A 15,800-nucleotide genomic window follows, 5' to 3' on the forward strand; every position below is an offset into this window, starting at 1 on the left:
AGTCGCGCGCCCTCCGCCGCCCACCGGCTGCTCCGCCATCCATGCTGCTGGCGGAAGACCCCACCGGCAACACGAACCGCGCCCGCCCCGGCCCGCCCGGGTACGGCGCGGTCCAGTGCGGAACCGAGCCGCGAAACGGACCGGTGGACGCCATCGAGGTTCACCGGTGCAGGGCGGACAGCAGCATCGGCAGCGCGTGGCGCAGTTCCCGGTATCCGTAGGTCCCGCTGTGGGTGCCGGGGTAGATGTGTGTGGTGACGGGCGCGCCCAGGGACCTGAGCCGCGCGCTGAGCATCCGTGTTTCCTCGCCGCAGACGGCTTCGGTGAGGGAGACGACGTCGGCGGAGGCGAGCGCGGCCCATTTCTCGGTGCCCGGGATGTGCGGATCGGGGTCCTCACCGTCGAGCGGGCCGGGGGTGCCGTCTCCGGAGGCCAGATAGACAGTTGTGTGACGCAGCCCCTCTGCGTGGCGGTAGGGGTCCCAGGCGAGCCAGGTCTCCCAGTCCTTCGAGGGGTCCCCGAAGACCGCGTAGCCGTCCACACCGAGGAATTTCGCTCCGGAGAGCCACATCTCCGGGTGCCGTACCGGGTGCACGGGAGCCCCGAAAGCGGCCACGGCGCCGAACAGTCCCGGGAGCCGGGCCGCGAATCCCAGGGCGCCGAAACCGCCCTGGGACTCCCCCGCCGCAGCTCGGATCGGCCCGGCGCCGTATCGCTCCTCCATCAAGGGCATCACCTCGCGGAGGAAGTAGGTACGTACCCGGGGCGCGCCGCCCTTGCCGTGGTTCAGCCAGTCGGTCCAGAACCCGAACAGCGGCATGGCCGGCATGACCACGAGCACGTCATGCAGTTCGGCCGGCTCCTGCACCCGGAACAATGTGCGCCAGGTCGTGTGGTCCCCGTCCCCGCCCGCCAGGAGATAGAGAGTGGGCCAGGTGTCACCGGGGCGGCGTCGGTCCCAGCCGCGTGGCGTCAGCAGAGCCACGGTGCTCCGGGCGCCCAGGGCCGGGGAGTCGACGGTCAGCTCGATCAGGCGCTCGTCCAGCCGTCGCTCGGCGATGACTCGGCCGGCGGCACGGGCCGGGGCGGCACCGAGCAGCCCACCGGCCCCCAGGACGGCGGCGCTCGCGAGCAGGGTCCGGCGTGAGTGTGCGTTCTTCATAAATGAGTCTTCGGCCGCACACCACCACGCCATGAGGCTGATACCGCACGGCCGCCGAGGGGGCGGAGTCGCGGCACCCTCCGCCCGGCCGCCGTGCGTCCCGGCCCGAGTCGCCGGTCCCGGCTGCTGTTGCGGCAGCGGCCGGGACGACCACGATGACGGGCGCCACGGCGACCGCGGGATCCCCGGAAGCCTCAGCGGGTCATCAGCGCGCCTCCGTTGACGTGCAGCACCTGACCGGTGATGTGCCGGGCGGCCGGGGACGCGAGAAAGCCGACCGGGCCGACGATGTCGGACGGTGTGCCGGGGCGCCCCGTGGCCGTTCCGGCGATCAGCTGGTCGCGGCGTTCGGAGGAGAGGTGGTCGCGGAAGAACTCCGTATCGGCGATGTAACCGGGCGCCACCACGTTGGCGGTGATGTCACGCGGGCCGAGTCGTCCGGCGAGGTCGAGATTCCATGTGGCCAGGCCCGCCTTGGACGCTCCGTAGGAGCCCGCGCCCTGGTCCGCGGCGATCGAGCCGATGTGCACGACCGCGCCGCCGGGTGCGAGGCGGTCCTCCAGCGCCTTGGTGGTCAGGGCCGCGCTGACGAGGTTGGCGTCCAGGTTGGCGCGGAAGTCACGGGCGTACGAGGCGAGGTCATCGGCACCGTCGGCGTCGAAGTCCGTGTTGCCGCCCGCGTTGTTGACGAGTACGTCGATCCGGTCGGGGAGCTCGGACAGCAGCGCGGTGAGCGCCTCGGGCCGGATGTGGTCACAGACCAGCCCACGGGCGCCGACAGCGGCGGCGGTCTCCTTGAGCGGGCCGGGCCGACGGCCGGTGATGATCACGGCGTCGCCGCCCTCGGCGAAGTGACGGGCCAGGGCCTGGCCGATGCCGGTGGATCCGCCGGTGATCAGGATGGTGCGTGCCATATGCTGAGCTCCGTATCGCGTTCATGTAGGTCTAAATTTAGATCTAAACGTAGCACCTGGGAGCAACACCGTGACGAGAGATCCCCTCACCCCGCCGCCGGGCGAGCCGGGCCCAGGCGCTGCGGCCGGCGCCGCGCCGGCCGGCGGTGAACGGTCCACGTCGGCCGACGGCGCCTTTCACTCGGCCGAGGACATCGCGGCCGCCTGGGAGCGCGAACGTCCGGGCACCCCCGTCTCCTCGATCGGGATCGTCACGCCGATCTGGCAGCTGGCCAAGCTCTTCGGGGACGACCGGCGCCGGGTGCTGGCCCGAGCCGGTGTGGACACGGCCACCCTCGACCTGCTGAGCGTGCTGCGCCGCAGCGGCGGGCCGTACACCCTGAGCACCCGCGAACTCGCGCAGCACTCCCTGGTCACGGCGGGCGCGATCTCACAGCGGGTGGCACGCGCGGAACGCGAGGGGCTCGTCGTCCGCCGGCCCGCCCAGGGGCGCCCGCGGACCGTACTGGTCACGCTGACCCCGGCGGGTCATGAGCTGGTCGAGGCCACCGTCGACCAGGTCCTGTACAGCGAGGCCGATCTGATCACCGCCCTGACGCCCGAGCAACAGCGTCAGTTGAACGAGCTGCTGCGCGTACTCCTCCAGGACGTACAGCAGAGGCTCGGCGACGAGCGGATCACACAGGTGGGCGAGCAGCGGTAGAGCGGTGAAGCCGGGCAGACGGTCCTCGTCGCTCCACGCTGCCGAGCGGTTCCACGGCCCCCCGCCGCTCCCACGCCGCTGATCGCCGTCGGGTCTTCGGACGCCGCCCGTCCGCAGCGACGGCGTGCAGTCGTCCCATCCCTCACGGGCGCCGAGGTGCGTCTCCGGGGCCTGTGCTGTTCCTCCTCGTACCGCCATGGTCGGAAACGGCGTGTACGGGAAGGAGGTTCGGGCGTTTGGCCGTGCGCCCGTCGCCGGAGGAACGGCCGTGCAGGCGCCTGCCGATCCAGGGGCCGAGGAAGGAGGCCGCCCATCGCAGTTCGCCCGCCGCGTGGCGCCATCCGGCGGGGGCGGGTGCGCTCGGTCCGGCCAGGGGGTGGGTCCAGGAGTCGTCGCTGCCCGGCAGGCCGAGTGCGTGGGCGACGGCGGCGGCGATCCGCTCGTGGCCGAGCGGACTGGCGTGCAGCCGGTCCGGGCTCCACAGCCGGGGGTCGGTGAGCACGGGGTGGAGTGCGGTCTCGGCGACGGCGACATGATGCCGCTGGGCCGCCTGCCGGATGCGGTGGTTCAACGCGGTGACGCGGGAGCCGATCGGACGGGCGAGCGGGGTGATCCGGGCGAGGTCGGGGAAAGTGACGGTCGCGACGCGGGCCCCTGTCGCGGTGAGCGCCTCGAACATCGCCTCCAGGTGACCGGCGACCTCGTCGGCGTCGAACCGGGGCCGCAGCAGGTCGTTGACCCCGGCGACCACCGTGGCCAGGTCCGGGCGCAGAGCGAGAGCGGGCGCGAGCTGCTCCGCCCGGACCTGCCCGGCCAGTCGACCGCGTACGGCCAGATTGGCGTACTGGACGCCGGAGTGGTGTAGCGCGAGCTGCTCGGCGAACCGGTCGGCACATCCCCGCAGCCCCACGGTGTCGTCGCCGTCCCCGAGCCCCTCGGTCTGACTGTCGCCCAGTGCGACGAAGCGCAGGTGGTCATCGCCGCGCACGGGCCGCCCGCCTCTCCCGCAGGACCGCCGCGGTCCGCCTGCACCACTCCAGGTTGCCCCGCTCGAAGTCCAGGCCACGGCAGCAGGTCAGATAGGGGCCGATGCGTTCGCCGTGGCGCAGGAACTCCTCCTCGTCGCGGCCACCGCGCATCTTCCGCAGCTGCGCCTCGAACAGTCCGATCTTGGCCTCGGCGAAGGCGGCCCGTTCGGTGAGCTGGGCGACAAGTGCCCCGGTGTCGAGATGGTCCGCCGCCTGGACCATGACGAGCAGGTCGTCGCGGATGAAGGAGGGCTTGGGGGGCGTCTTTGCGAACTGTTCCAGCTCGGCCAGCCCGGCGGCGGTGACAGCGAACAGACGCTTGTTGGGCCGAGTGTCCTGAACCACCTCACGGCCCACGACCAGCCCTTCCTTCTCCAGCCTGGTCAGCTCTGCGTACAGCTGCTGCGGCAGCGCGTGCCAGAAGTTCGCCACACCCGTGTCGAACGCCTTGGCCAATTGATAACCGCTCAGTTCCCCATCGATGAGCGCTGCCAACACGGCGTGGCGCAAAGCCATCGGACCGCCTCCTTCTCGCCTCTGTCCACGAACACCGCGTCCATGATAGTCAAGAATCTGACTAATCACATCCATGACTATCCAGGAGGGGCCATGGCCACAGCCGACCGTTTCCGTGCCGCCGTCGACAGCCGCGATCTGACCGCTCTGGACGACCTCTTCACCGAGGACGTCCGGCTCTACAGCCCGGTGAAGTTCACACCGTTCGAGGGCAGGCCGACGGTGCTGGGGCTCTTCGGGGTCCTTCTGCGTACCTTCGAGGACTTCCGCTACGTCGGACAGTTCGACGGCAGCGCCGAGACCGGCGTCGACGGCACCGAAGCCCCCTCGGCGGTCCTGCTCTTCCGCGCCACCGTGAGCGGGAAGCAGATCCACGGCATCGACCTGCTGCACTTCGCCCCCGACGGGCGGATCAAGGAGTTCACCGTGATGGTCCGCCCCCGGTCCGCGGTGCACGCCCTGGGCGAGGCGGTCCTCGCCGGGCTTGTCGCCGACGGCCTCGTACCCGCACCGGCCGACCAGTAGCCGACCAGGAATCCGCACAGACAGCCCTCGGCGCGGAGACCAGCAGCCATAGCGCCGCGCCCCAAAAAAATACTCTGCCGTCGATGTTTCGTTCGCCTACGCTCCGAAACATGGATCATGGCGTGAGAGACCCTGCCCGGCTCGGGCGGACCCGGCTTCCCGACGGCCGGCGACTGGCATGGGCGGAGTGGGGCCCCCAGGACGGCTGGACAGTGCTGCTGTGTCCGGGCGCGGCAACCACCAGGTGGCTCGGTTTCGGCGGCAGCCTGGTCGAGGACGCCGGAATCCGCCTCATCTCCGTCGACCGGCCCGGACTCGGCGCCTCGGACCCGCATCCCGGCCGCACGCTGGCCAGTTGGACCGCGGACATTCAGCACTTCACCCGATCCCGGGCGCTGGGTGATCCGGCCGTCGTGGGGTTCTCCCAGGGGGCACCCTTCGCCCTCGCCCTGGCGGCGGCCGGTGCCGCGAGCGCCGCCGCCATCGTGTCCGGCAGCGACGAACTGGCCGGTCCCCGCTTCACCGATGCGCTCCATCCGGACGTCAGGGCGATGGTGGACGCCGTGGCGGCCGACCCGGACAGCGCCGCCGCGTCCTTCGCCGGCTTCGGCAGCGCGGACGCACTGTGGGACCTGATCATGGCCACATCCTGCGAGACCGACCGCGCCGTGTACGCCGACCCTGTCTTCCGGTCCGCGTTCCGCCGTGCGATGGAGGAAGCCTTCGCGCAGGGATCGGACGGCTACGCCCGCGACACCGTCCTGGCGATGGGCCGTTGGCCGTTCGACCCCGCTCGCATCACTGTTCCGGTCGACCTCTGGTACGGACGGCACGACACCAGCCCGTCCCACTCACCCGATCACGGCGCTTCCCTCGCACGCCTCATCCCCACCGCGCACCGGCACCTGCTGCCCGACGCCGCGGGCTCCCTGCTGTGGACACACACCGACGCGGTCCTGCGTTCCTTGCTCGCCCACAGGGATGCGCACTGACCACGTGCTGGGCGGATGCCCGCGGGATGTCGCCTCAGCGCCCGGGGAGCAGCCGGGCCCCGGAGCCGGGAAGCTTGCTCCACCAGTGGTCGTAGCGGCGGTAGACCGCCGGTTCGCGGTCGGCGAGGAAGGCAGTCAGCGAACGGGCCTCGGCGGCGATCTCCTCCCAGACCTCGTCCGGCAGGTCGTGGAAGGCGGTCACCTCGACGCCTCCCCCGGTCGTGCGCCACACCCCTGCGACGTACCCGTCGACCAGGAGGGCCGGCAGCACATCGCCGTTTCTGCGGATGACGAACCCCCGGTACTGCGGGGGAATGACACGGCTGCGGTCGGAGTAGGCCAGCAGCGTGCTGTCCCACATCGCCATCAGCCGCGGCGGTGCCGGCGCATCCCCGTCCGGACGCGGTGCGCCCGGCGTGTCGAACAGTTCCTCGCCGTCCGGTCCCCCCAGCCGCTCGATCTCACCGTCAGCGGCGAGTGCGGCCAATGCCGCCCTGGCCCGGGTCCGCTGGACCAGTGCGAACTGCGCCACGTCCGCCCCCGACGCGGGCCCGAACCCCTGGAGGTAGCGCAGGACCAGCGTCCGCAGGGACGCGGCCGATGTCCCGGGATCGTTCTGCTCCGGGCGGGCCGCAGGAGCGATGTAGGACGGACGGATGCCGAACGACCACGGTGGTGTCGTGGGCGCGTGCAGCAGGGGCGCGTACTGCCGCAGCCCCCACCACGCTCCGGGCTTCGGCGGCCCGCTCAGCCGTTGTGTGAGCCACGCCTCGAATTCCGCAGCCGTTCGGGGCCGGTCGGCGAACGCCAGCAGTTCCGGGACCAGTACGTCGGCGTCCTCGGCGGTCAGCCCCGATGCCGTGAAGCGGTCACCCAGTCTGGCGGCACGCACCGACGGCTGCACGGCCTGGCGGAAGTCCCGGAAATCGTCGGCGTGCACGGCGTGCAGCGTGATCCGCATCAGGGTCGACTTGACGACCGTGCGGTCGTCGAAGGCGGCATCGAGCTCCGCCGGGTCGAAGGCCACCAGCCGGTTCCACAGCGCGAGATAGGGCGAGGCCGCCTGTTGCGCCTGAAGCGCCACCACGCGCCGTATTCCCTCGGTGGCGCCGAGGGCTTCCCGCCGCAGCAGCAACTGCCGCGCGAGTGTGGAGCGGTTGAGCTCGCGCGCCGTGATTCTCATGTCGTTGCCGCCTCGTTCCCCCTGCGTGGGCCACGGCCATGACCACGCTCGCGGCTTTCCCGACTGTGCACCCTAAGGGTTGCTCCGGCGGGACCGCCATGGCCCCGGATGAGCGGGGCCATGGCGGTTCCACGGGCCGGCACCCGGCTCAGGCCGGCCGGACCAGTCGCCCGTCGGCCAGCTCCAGCAGTCCGTCCCGGTGGTGTTCCCGGAGCGCACGGTCATGGGTGACCATCACGACCGGTCCGGTGAAGTGTTCCACCGCCTCCTGCAGCTGCTCGACCAGGGCCGGACTCAGGTGGTTTCCGGGTTCGTCGAGCAGGAGCAGATGCGGGCGCTGCGCGAACAGGAGCGCGAGTTCGAGGCGCCGCAGTTGCCCCACGGACAGCCGGTTCACCGGAACGTCGAAGTCGGCGGCCCCGAACAGTCCGAACCTGGTCAGTTCGGCCGCGGCGTCGTCGGCGTAGACCGCGCGATGCGCGGCGAAGGTGTCCAGCAGGCCGCGCCGCTCCCGGGCGAAACGGCTGTCCTGCGGCAGGTGACCGATGCGCAGCCCCGGTTGGCGCACGACCGTCCCGGCGTCGGGGGCCCTGTGCCCGGCCAGAACGGACAGGAGCGTGGACTTGCCGGCGCCGTTCGGGCCGGTGATGACGTGCAGCGAACCGGGTGGGAGTTCCAGGTCCACACCACGTAACACGTCGCCGACGACCAGTCCCTCGGCCCTGATCAGCACGCCGTCGGGCAGCTCCGCGTTCTCGGGCGGCGTGAAGGCCAGTGGCTCCGGTGGCCGGAGGACTTCGTCGTCCAGCAGCCGTACCAGTTGTTGCCGGGCCGCGCGGGTCGCACGGGCGACGGCGGCCTCGGCAGCGCTCCCGGCGGCGTTGTAGGCCAGCTTGTCGCCGTCCCGGATCCCGCTGAAGGTGCGGCCGGACCGGGCGGCCCTGTCGAGCCGGCGACGGGCGTCGGCCAGCTCCTGGCGCCAGTCGCGGTACCGCTGCCACCAGCGCGCCCGCGCCGCGGCACGTTCGTCGAGGTAGGCACGGTACCCACCGCCGTACCGCACGGTGGAGCCGGCGGGGCCGTCCAGATCGACGATGGCGGTGACGGCGGTGTCGAGCAGCACCCGGTCGTGCGACGCGATGAGGCACGGCCCCCGGTACTGGGCCAGCCACCGGACGAGCCAGTCCACCGCACGGTCGTCGAGGTGGTTGGTCGGCTCGTCGAGCAGCAGCCCGGCGGGTTCGGTGAGGACCAGTGCGGCGAGCGCCAGGCGGGACCGCTCCCCGCCCGACAGCGTCTGTGTGGGCCGTTGCCGGTCCGTACCACCGAGGCCGAAGACGTCCAGCACTTCACCGACGCGGGCGTCGAGTTCCCAGCCGCCACGTCGTTCGAACTCGTCCTGGAGCCGGCCGTACTCGGCGAGCACCTCGCCCGTGTCGTCGTTGCCGGATGCCATCAGCTCCTCGGCGGTGCGCATCCGTCCGGCCAGTTCCCCGAACTCGGCGGTCGCCCGCGCGAGCACATCCTGGATGGTCGCGCCCGCCGGAAAGCCCGGCTCCTGCGGCAGGAACCCCACCTGGCCCGCGACCGCGCGCACGACCTGACCGCGCCGCAGCGGCAGTTCACCCGCGAGAGCGCGCAACAGCGTCGACTTGCCCCGGCCGTTCTCACCGATCAGCCCCACCCGCTCGCCCCGTGACACCTTCAGCGATACGTCTCTCAGCACCATCCGGTCCCCGAGCACACAGTGAACGTTCTCGGCGAGGAGGTGCGCGGAGCGATGGTCGCCGGACAGCACGTCCTGCGCACCGCTGTGGTCCACCTGCGTCTCGGACATCCTCAGGGGCTCCCCTCTGCCTGCGGGGGCGGGGGGCCCACTGCCCCCACCCGTGTACGGCTGTCCCACCACAGCTCAGCCCGCCTCCGTCGCTTCGAGCATGCTCCGGACCTCATCGGCGGTGGTCTCGCTCAGCTCCTCCCCGACGAGCAGCCAGCGGGTGATGCCGACCGATTCGAGGAAGGGCAGATCGTGGCCCGCGATCAGGAGCGCGCCTTCATAGGATTCGAGCGCGCTCGTCAGCTGCCGCACGCTGGCCATGTCCAGGTTGTTGGTCGGTTCGTCCATCATGACCAGTTGGGGTGCCGGTGCGGCGAGCATCGTCGCCGCGAGTGCGGCTCGGAAGCGTTCCCCGCCCGAGAGCGTGCCCGCGAGCTGCTCGGCGCGCGCCCCCTTGAACAGGAACCGCGCGAGCTGGGAGCGGATGTGGTTGTCGTCGACCCCTGGTGCCATGCGCGCCACGTTCGCCACGACGCTCAGCCGCTCGTCCAGCACATCCAGACGCTGCGGGAGGAATCTCCACGGCACGAACGTCCTGGCCTCGCCCTCCAGGGGCGCGAGCTGTCCGGTGAGGGTGCGCAGCAGCGTGGTCTTCCCGGCCCCGTTGCGCCCGACCAGCGCGATGCGTTCGGGCCCGTGCACATGGAGTTCGCCGTCGCGCAGCTTGCCGAACCGTGGGCGCAGCCGGTGCAGGGTCAGCACGGTGCGGCCGGCGGGCACGGCCGTACGGGGAAGGCTCACCCTGATCTCGGCATCGCTGTGGATCGCGTCCGCGGCCTCCTCGCGCCGCTCGCGCGCCTCACTGAGCCGGTCCTCGTGCACACCTCGCAGCTTGCCCGCCGATTCCTGCGCGGCGCGCTTCCGCGCACCGGCGAGGATCTTCGGCAGCCGCCGCTCGGCTTCCACCTTCCTGCCGTGCCGCTCCCGGCGGGCCACTTTGATGTGGGACTCCTCCAGCTCGCGCTTCTGTCGCCGTACGTCGGCATCGGCGGCCCGCAGCATGCGTTCGGCCGCTTCCTGCTGGGTGGCCAGTGCCTCCCGGTAGGCGGACCAGCCACCCCCGTACCAGCTCACCGATCCGTTGCGCAGCTCGGCGATACGGTCCACGCGTTCCAGCAGTTCACGGTCGTGGCTGACCACGACCAGTACACCGGAGCGCCAGGAGTCGACCGCCTCGTAGAGCCGACGGCGGGCGAACAGGTCGAGGTTGTTGGTCGGTTCGTCGAGCAGGAGGACGTCGGGGCGCTCCAGCAGCAGCGCGGCCAGGCGCAGCAGAACGGTCTCCCCGCCGGACATCTCGCCCACGGTGCGGTCCAGTTCGACGTCGTTGAGCCCCAGTGAGTCCAGGGTCGCCCGAGCCCGCTCCTCGACGTCCCAGTCGTCGCCGATCGTCGCGAAGTGCTTTTCGTCGACGTCTCCGGCCTCGATGGCGCTCAGCGCGGCCCGCCGCCCCGCGATGCCCAGGGCCTGTTCGACGCTCAGTGTCGTGTCGAGGGTGATGTTCTGCGGCAGGTAGGCGAGGCTGCCGCCGGCCGTCACCGATCCCCGGGAGGGGAGCAGCCGTCCGGCCAGCAGGCGCAGCAGAGTGGATTTGCCTGTGCCGTTGGTGCCGACCAGGCCGGTTCGTCCCCGGCCGATGGTGAGGGAAAGCCCGTCGAAGAGGGGGGTGCCGTCCGGCCAGTCGAAGGACAGGCCCGAGCAGGTCACAGAGGTACTGGGGAGGGTGGGGTTGGCCATGAAGGTCCTCGCAGTCGCAAGCGCGGTGAACAGGGGGGCTTCATATGCGAGCACCACACGGCGACCAGACCGGGAGAAACGAAGGGGGTGCGGCCCTCCGAAGGGTGAAAGGACGGCTTCATGCACCGAGGTCGCATCCACGCGGGGTCACGGTCGGCAGGAATGCCGGAACGGCGTGACAGGTGTACGGGCTGTGCCGTACCGCGTGATGATCGCGAACCTCAGATACGCAACGTCCACCTCTATCGGAGACAATGGGACCTGAGCACTATACCTCAGCTGGTCATGGCAGGGCCTGTTTCCTGTGGGATCCCGGGTCGTTCGCCGACGGGGCCGCAGGCGGGCGGGCCGGGATCGGCCGGGGCCCGCCGGACAGCGAACGTGGCCAGTACGCAGGCGATTCCCGTCAGGACGAAGGCGTAGACCGGGGTGGCACCCGTGGGATGGGTCTCGTAGACGAGCGACGCCGACAGCACGGTCAGCACCTTGACGGTGCGGCCGTGTGCCTGCGTGGCGGCGATCACCGCCATGCCCCACAGCAGGTACCAGGGCTGGACCATGGGCGAAAGGGCGACCAGGGCCAGCAGTGCCAGGCCCAGGGCAGGCACCGGGGCCGAGCGGCCGTTCGCCGCCCGCCAGGCCAGGAGGGCGATCAGTACGAGCGCCGCCGCCAGGCCCAGGGTCTGAACGGCGCTCTTGACCGGTTCGGGATCGGTACCGAGAAGCAGGCGCAGCGATTCGCCGAACAGCAGCCCCAGGTCGCTGGTGGCCGACAGCGCCGTGTGTATGGAGCCCGCGACGCTCTGGGTCCCGAGCCAGCCGAAGCCCGTGCCCGCGGCCAGCGTCGCTCCTGCGGCAACGGTCCCCGCGACGAGGCCGGGCGCCAGCAGCCCCTTGGCCGCCCTGCGTACGAGAGGGCCGGTCGATGCCCTGTACATGATCACGCCGATGAACAGCAGTGCGACGGCCGCCGGGGACTTCACCATCATGGCGAGCCCGATGAGCACGCTCCCCGCGATCCACCTGCCACGGGTGGCGAGCACGATGCCCGCCAGCATGAGGCCGATCATCAGGCCGTCGTTGTGCATTCCGCCGACGACATGCATGAGCAGCAGCGGGTTGAGTACGGCGAGCCACAGAGCAGCGCTCTCGCTCCTGCCGTGCTCGCGCGCGAGGTGCCGCACAGCCCACACGATCAGGACCAGCGCGGCCAGGGCGATGAGCCGCATGCCCAGCACGGTGGGAACGATCGTCCCGCCCGTGAGCTGGACCACCGCTCGCGCGAGGACCAGGAAGAAGGGGCCGTACGGAGCGGGTGTGTCCGTCCAGTGCCCGCCGACGCTCGCGGCGGCGTCACCGCCGAGCCCACCGGGGTCGAGAACCGACGGTCCCACGCTGTAGACGTCATGTCCTTCGAGGACCATCGCCCCCTGGGAGATGTAGCTGTACACATCAGCGCTGTAGAGCGGCGGTGCCAGTACGAGCGGGGCCGCCCACCACACGAGGGTGATGAGCGTGGCGCGGACTGACGCCCCGGTCCTGCCGTACCCCCACCAGGCGATGACGAGAAGCGTCAGCCCGATGTACGCGAGAACGGCGGCTGCCACGGTCACCCCGGACCCGTGGGGGACCCAGAGTCCCCACGGGTCGCGGGCAGGCAGACTTCCGGCGGCCCAGCCACCCGCGGCGGCCGCGGCGGAACCGGCCACTCCGAGCCGACGGTACCCTTCAGCGCTCAATGCCCACATGAGGCGCCAACCTACCGAACGGGCCCGCGAGCGATCACCACACCCCGACTCGGAGGGTGACACGCCCGGTGGGCACTCCGCCTAAAACCTGTTGGCCGGGGCAGGTGGGGATGCCAGGCTGATCGGCATCGAAGGGGCGTAGCTCAGAGGCCAGAGCGCCGGTCTCCAAAACCGGATGCCGCAGGTTCGACTCCTGCCGCCCCTGCCCATGGTGCGGCCGTGCCGTCACGGCCCGGCTCGCGCTCCCGCTGCGCGGGAAGCCCGAGTGCGGCCGGGAGGCGGACCGGAGCGCCGGGAAGGGAGAGCCGGCCGAGGGGGCCGGGGCGCGGCCGGACCACCGCCCGTATACCGATCCTCACGCCGGACCGGCGCGAGCGCATCCGGAGCAGCGGGGCATCATCCCTGGGTGCGACGCGCGTACGGAGCGGGGGCCCGACTACCGCACATCGCCCCGCCAGTCCCACCGGTCCGGATCGCTCGGACGGGGCCCGTACTCCGCGCGCCCACCCGGCCCGTAGGCCCCGATCTCCGTGATGAGTCCCGCACCCTCGCGCAACGCGGCGGCGCTCCAGCCCGTGACGTCCAGGAGCAGCCCGTCCAGCGGGCCGCCCACCAGCTCGCGGTATTCGTGGCCGGTCTTCGGGCCGGGGTGGGGGTCGTCGTGGTCCGTGCCGTAGACCCGGCGCTGCCTCATGAGCTCGTCCATGCGGGCAGCATCCCACCGGGCACTGACAACGGCACGGTGCGTCGGGCCATCCGGCACCCGGTCCCCGGGCAGGAGTCGCCGCTCACCGGCAGCCGAAATATGATGCAGGGACTAACGCACCGCGGAGCGGCCCATGAACCGGCGTCGGACTTCCCGCTCAGCAAGCGCCGAGGACCTGCTCAATACGCTGCAGAGTCTTACCGCCCGGGCCCGGCAGGAAGTGGAACTGCACCAGGCCCGGGTGGAGCTGGCGCAGGCCCTCCAGCGCGAGATGCTGCCGTCATCCCTGCCCACGCTTCCCGGACTTGAGGCGGCGGCGGGTTATGCCCCCGCTCGTCATGGGCTGGACATCGGCGGCGACTGGTACGACGGGTTCCCGCTCCCCGACGGGGCCCTCGCCTTCGCCATCGGCGATGTGCAGGGGCACGACGTCGAGGCGGCGGCCTTCATGGGGCAGATACGCATAGCCATGCGCGCGATCGCGGCCACGACGTCCGATCCGGGTGAGGTCATGGGCCGAACCAACGATCTACTGCTGTCCGTTGACTCCGGCCTCTTCGCCACGTGTACGTTCCTCCGGCTCGATCCGCTCACCTGGGAGCTGCACAGCGCTCGGGCCGGCCATGTGGCCTGCGTATGGGCGAGTGTGGACGGGTCGTCCGGCATCACCGAGGACCCCGGGGGGTTGCCTCTCGGCATCCAGACCGGGGAGGCGTATCCCGTCACCCGGCGCACGCTCGACACTGCCGGGGCCCTCGTGCTGCTCACCGACGGCGTCGTCGAGGGGCCGTCGCTGCTGATCGAGGACGGTCTGGACAGGGTGCGGCGCCTCGTCGGCGCCCATGCCGGTGCGAGCGCCGAGGAACTGGCCGATGAGGTGCTGGGTGCGGCGGAGTCCACGGGCCACGAGGACGACGCGGCGGTGCTCGTCCTGCGTCACGAGGCCACCGCACGCCGGACACGGTGACTGCGGGACTGCGGGACTGCGGGACTGCGGGACTGCGGGACTGCGGGACTGCGGGACTGCGGGACTGCGCCGAGCGTGTCTCAGCCGACTCCCGACGAGGTCGGTGTCTGATGATCCGTGTGATCCGCAGCGAAGAAGCCAGACGTCGGGCCGTGGCAGTCGCTCAGATGCTGGGCGTCGCCGCCGTCTACTACGGGTCGGGACGGCTCGGACTGCTCAGGGAAGTGGTGGTGCACGGTTCCGTCGTCACCCCGCTCTGGCCACCCACGGGTGTCGCCCTGGCTGCGCTGCTCGTTCTGGGTGCCAGGATCTGGCCGGGCATCGCGCTCGGCGCGCTCCTGACGATCACCGCGACCAGCGGCTCGTTCACATGGTCCGGTCTCGGCATCGTGACAGGCAATACCGCGGCCCCGCTGTGCGCGTACCTCATGCTGCGCCGGGTGGGTTTCCGGAGCGAGCTGGCACATCTGCGGGACGGCATCGCGCTGGTCCTTCTCGGCGCGTTCGCGGGGATGCTCATCAGCGCGACGGTGGGCAGCGGAGTGCTGATGCTCGCCGGCAAACTTCCCACCAGCAGCTTCTGGCTGGTCTGGTCGTCCTGGTGGGCGGGCGATGCCATGGGAGTGCTCGTGGTCACCCCGCTCCTGCTGGTCCTGCGCAAGGTGCGGCTTCCACGGAGGAGCGACCGGTGGCTGGAGGCGTCGGTCCTGATGATCGTCACGCTGGTGGCCGGTCTGGTGGCGACGAGAAGCTCACTGTCGATGATCTATTTGGTCTTCCCGGTCCTCATCTGGGCGGCGATCCGCTTTCAGCTGCCCGGTAGCGCCCCCTGCGCGTTCCTGGTGTCCGTGCTCGCGATCGTTGCCGGAACCGACCGGGTGGGGCCGTTCGCGGATCACAGCCTGGTGGAGATCATGGTCAACCTGTCGCTCTTCAACGGCTGTGTGGCGCTCACCGCCCTGCTGCTGGCCGCGATCGTGGCCGAGCAGTCGAACATTCGCCGGAGGACGGAGCGTGCCGTGGAGGAGTTGCAGGCATTGGTGGAGCAGTTCGCTCCGCTGCCGGGGCCACCTGCACGGCGCACCGCCGACGACGACCCGCCCCACGGTCGGGACGACGGGCCGTCCTCCCGCTCCTGACGGCCCTGCCCCGGCCTGCCGCCGCCAGGTGAAGCGGAAGGCGACGGAGCCCGGCCGTGCGCCGGGTCGAGCCACAGGCCGTCGAGAACACCCCACGCATCGCGTGGGTGCGCACTCAGTACGGCAGCGGACGCCCCGAGGGGGTGCGCAGGTCGAGCGGGGGCGGCCCGGAGGGGGGCGGCGGACGACGGACGATCCTGATGCGGCCCACTGCCACCACCTCCTATTGGTCAACCGGTATCTGCCCACGCAGCCGGTCTTCAACCTTCCGGCCTGCCCCGCTGCGGCGCCCCAGGGCCAGACGTACGGGCGAGAGCGGTGCGGATGCGGCCCGGCCGATGTGCGGTGACCCTGGATGGGTGGGGGCGCCGAGGCGAGGAGGATCAGCCATGTCCGCGTTGGACAAGCTCAAGAGGATGCTCAAGGGACACGAGGCCCAGGCGGGCAAGGCCGTCGACAAGGGCGGTGACATGATCGACGAGAGGACCAAGGGCAAGTACAGCCGGCACGTCGACACCGCCCAGGACAAGCTCAAGCAGCAGCTCGGAACGGACCGCGACCAGGACGGGCCGCCCCGCACCTGACGGCACCGCCCCGGCCGCACTCCCCGCGTCGGCCGCTCCTCACGTGGAGCCGCGCGTCG

15 protein-coding genes and 1 tRNA gene are annotated in these 15,800 nt (G+C 71.3%); 7 read left to right on the forward strand and 9 right to left on the reverse strand.

Going from position 1 to position 15,800, the window contains the following annotated elements; all coding sequences use genetic code 11:
- Nucleotides 1-160 precede the first annotated feature (160 nt).
- Together OG251_RS38770 and OG251_RS38775 are read right to left on the reverse strand one after the other, a co-directional pair.
- On the reverse strand, nt 161-1,162 hold the full coding sequence (locus tag OG251_RS38770; RefSeq protein WP_326681968.1) for an alpha/beta hydrolase: 1,002 nt from the start codon (nt 1,160-1,162) through the stop codon (nt 161-163).
- Nucleotides 1,163-1,356: 194 nt separating this feature from the next.
- Nucleotides 1,357-2,076: an SDR family NAD(P)-dependent oxidoreductase gene (locus OG251_RS38775; protein ID WP_326681969.1), complete on the reverse strand. Its 720-nt coding sequence runs from the start codon at nt 2,074-2,076 to the stop codon at nt 1,357-1,359.
- A 193-nt stretch (nt 2,077-2,269) separates the two neighbouring features.
- On the opposite strand from OG251_RS38775, the gene OG251_RS38780 reads away from it, so the two are divergent.
- Nucleotides 2,270-2,779 (forward strand): MarR family winged helix-turn-helix transcriptional regulator, encoded by a 510-nt coding sequence (locus OG251_RS38780; RefSeq protein WP_326682769.1) that lies wholly within the window; start codon nt 2,270-2,272, stop codon nt 2,777-2,779.
- Between the two features lie 142 nt (nt 2,780-2,921).
- Here the strand turns inward: OG251_RS38780 and OG251_RS38785 are convergent, their stop codons facing one another.
- Entirely contained in the window at nt 2,922-3,767 is an 846-nt protein-coding gene (locus tag OG251_RS38785; RefSeq protein ID WP_326681970.1) for an SGNH/GDSL hydrolase family protein, read from the reverse strand.
- Nucleotides 3,754-4,323, reverse strand: a complete 570-nt coding sequence (locus tag OG251_RS38790; RefSeq protein WP_326681971.1) for a PadR family transcriptional regulator — start codon at nt 4,321-4,323, stop codon at nt 3,754-3,756. Before OG251_RS38790 ends, OG251_RS38785 begins: the two co-directional genes overlap by 14 nt.
- A gap of 93 nt (nt 4,324-4,416) precedes the next feature.
- Between OG251_RS38790 and OG251_RS38795 the strand changes: the two genes are divergently transcribed.
- Nucleotides 4,417-4,848, forward strand: coding sequence for a nuclear transport factor 2 family protein (locus OG251_RS38795; RefSeq protein ID WP_326681972.1), 432 nt, complete (start codon nt 4,417-4,419; stop codon nt 4,846-4,848).
- 110 nt (nt 4,849-4,958) lie between these two features.
- Nucleotides 4,959-5,840, forward strand: a complete 882-nt coding sequence (locus tag OG251_RS38800) for an alpha/beta fold hydrolase (protein ID WP_326681973.1) — start codon at nt 4,959-4,961, stop codon at nt 5,838-5,840.
- A gap of 34 nt (nt 5,841-5,874) precedes the next feature.
- Here the strand turns inward: OG251_RS38800 and OG251_RS38805 are convergent, their stop codons facing one another.
- The 4 genes from OG251_RS38805 to mptB all read right to left on the reverse strand — a co-directional run bounded on the left by OG251_RS38805 (nt 5,875) and on the right by mptB (nt 12,345).
- A complete protein-coding gene (locus tag OG251_RS38805) occupies nt 5,875-7,023 on the reverse strand; it encodes a winged helix DNA-binding domain-containing protein (protein ID WP_326681974.1) in 1,149 nt (382 codons plus the stop codon).
- Between the two features lie 148 nt (nt 7,024-7,171).
- Nucleotides 7,172-8,860, reverse strand: a complete 1,689-nt coding sequence (locus OG251_RS38810) for an ABC-F family ATP-binding cassette domain-containing protein (protein ID WP_326681975.1) — start codon at nt 8,858-8,860, stop codon at nt 7,172-7,174.
- 75 nt (nt 8,861-8,935) lie between these two features.
- The gene (locus OG251_RS38815; RefSeq protein ID WP_326681976.1) at nt 8,936-10,597 is read right to left on the reverse strand and encodes an ABC-F family ATP-binding cassette domain-containing protein; all 1,662 of its coding nucleotides are present in this window, start codon (nt 10,595-10,597) and stop codon (nt 8,936-8,938) included.
- Between the two features lie 275 nt (nt 10,598-10,872).
- The gene (mptB, locus tag OG251_RS38820; RefSeq protein WP_326681977.1) at nt 10,873-12,345 is read right to left on the reverse strand and encodes a polyprenol phosphomannose-dependent alpha 1,6 mannosyltransferase MptB; all 1,473 of its coding nucleotides are present in this window, start codon (nt 12,343-12,345) and stop codon (nt 10,873-10,875) included.
- Nucleotides 12,346-12,477: 132 nt separating this feature from the next.
- On the opposite strand from mptB, the gene OG251_RS38825 reads away from it, so the two are divergent.
- A tRNA-Trp gene (locus tag OG251_RS38825) sits at nt 12,478-12,550 on the forward strand.
- Nucleotides 12,551-12,781: 231 nt separating this feature from the next.
- On the opposite strand, the gene OG251_RS38830 is transcribed toward OG251_RS38825, so the two are convergent.
- On the reverse strand, nt 12,782-13,051 hold the full coding sequence (locus OG251_RS38830; RefSeq protein WP_073720085.1) for a hypothetical protein: 270 nt from the start codon (nt 13,049-13,051) through the stop codon (nt 12,782-12,784).
- Nucleotides 13,052-13,184: 133 nt separating this feature from the next.
- On the opposite strand from OG251_RS38830, the gene OG251_RS38835 reads away from it, so the two are divergent.
- The 3 genes from OG251_RS38835 to OG251_RS38845 all read left to right on the forward strand — a co-directional run bounded on the left by OG251_RS38835 (nt 13,185) and on the right by OG251_RS38845 (nt 15,741).
- Nucleotides 13,185-14,018, forward strand: coding sequence for a PP2C family protein-serine/threonine phosphatase (locus tag OG251_RS38835; protein WP_326681978.1), 834 nt, complete (start codon nt 13,185-13,187; stop codon nt 14,016-14,018).
- Between the two features lie 119 nt (nt 14,019-14,137).
- On the forward strand, nt 14,138-15,157 hold the full coding sequence (locus tag OG251_RS38840) for an MASE1 domain-containing protein (RefSeq protein WP_326682770.1): 1,020 nt from the start codon (nt 14,138-14,140) through the stop codon (nt 15,155-15,157).
- A gap of 389 nt (nt 15,158-15,546) precedes the next feature.
- A complete protein-coding gene (locus OG251_RS38845; RefSeq protein ID WP_326681979.1) occupies nt 15,547-15,741 on the forward strand; it encodes an antitoxin in 195 nt (64 codons plus the stop codon).
- The last annotated feature ends 59 nt before the right edge of the window (nt 15,742-15,800 follow it).

The sequence above is a fragment of the Streptomyces sp. NBC_01237 genome (assembly GCF_035917275.1).
Lineage (GTDB): Bacteria > Actinomycetota > Actinomycetes > Streptomycetales > Streptomycetaceae > Streptomyces.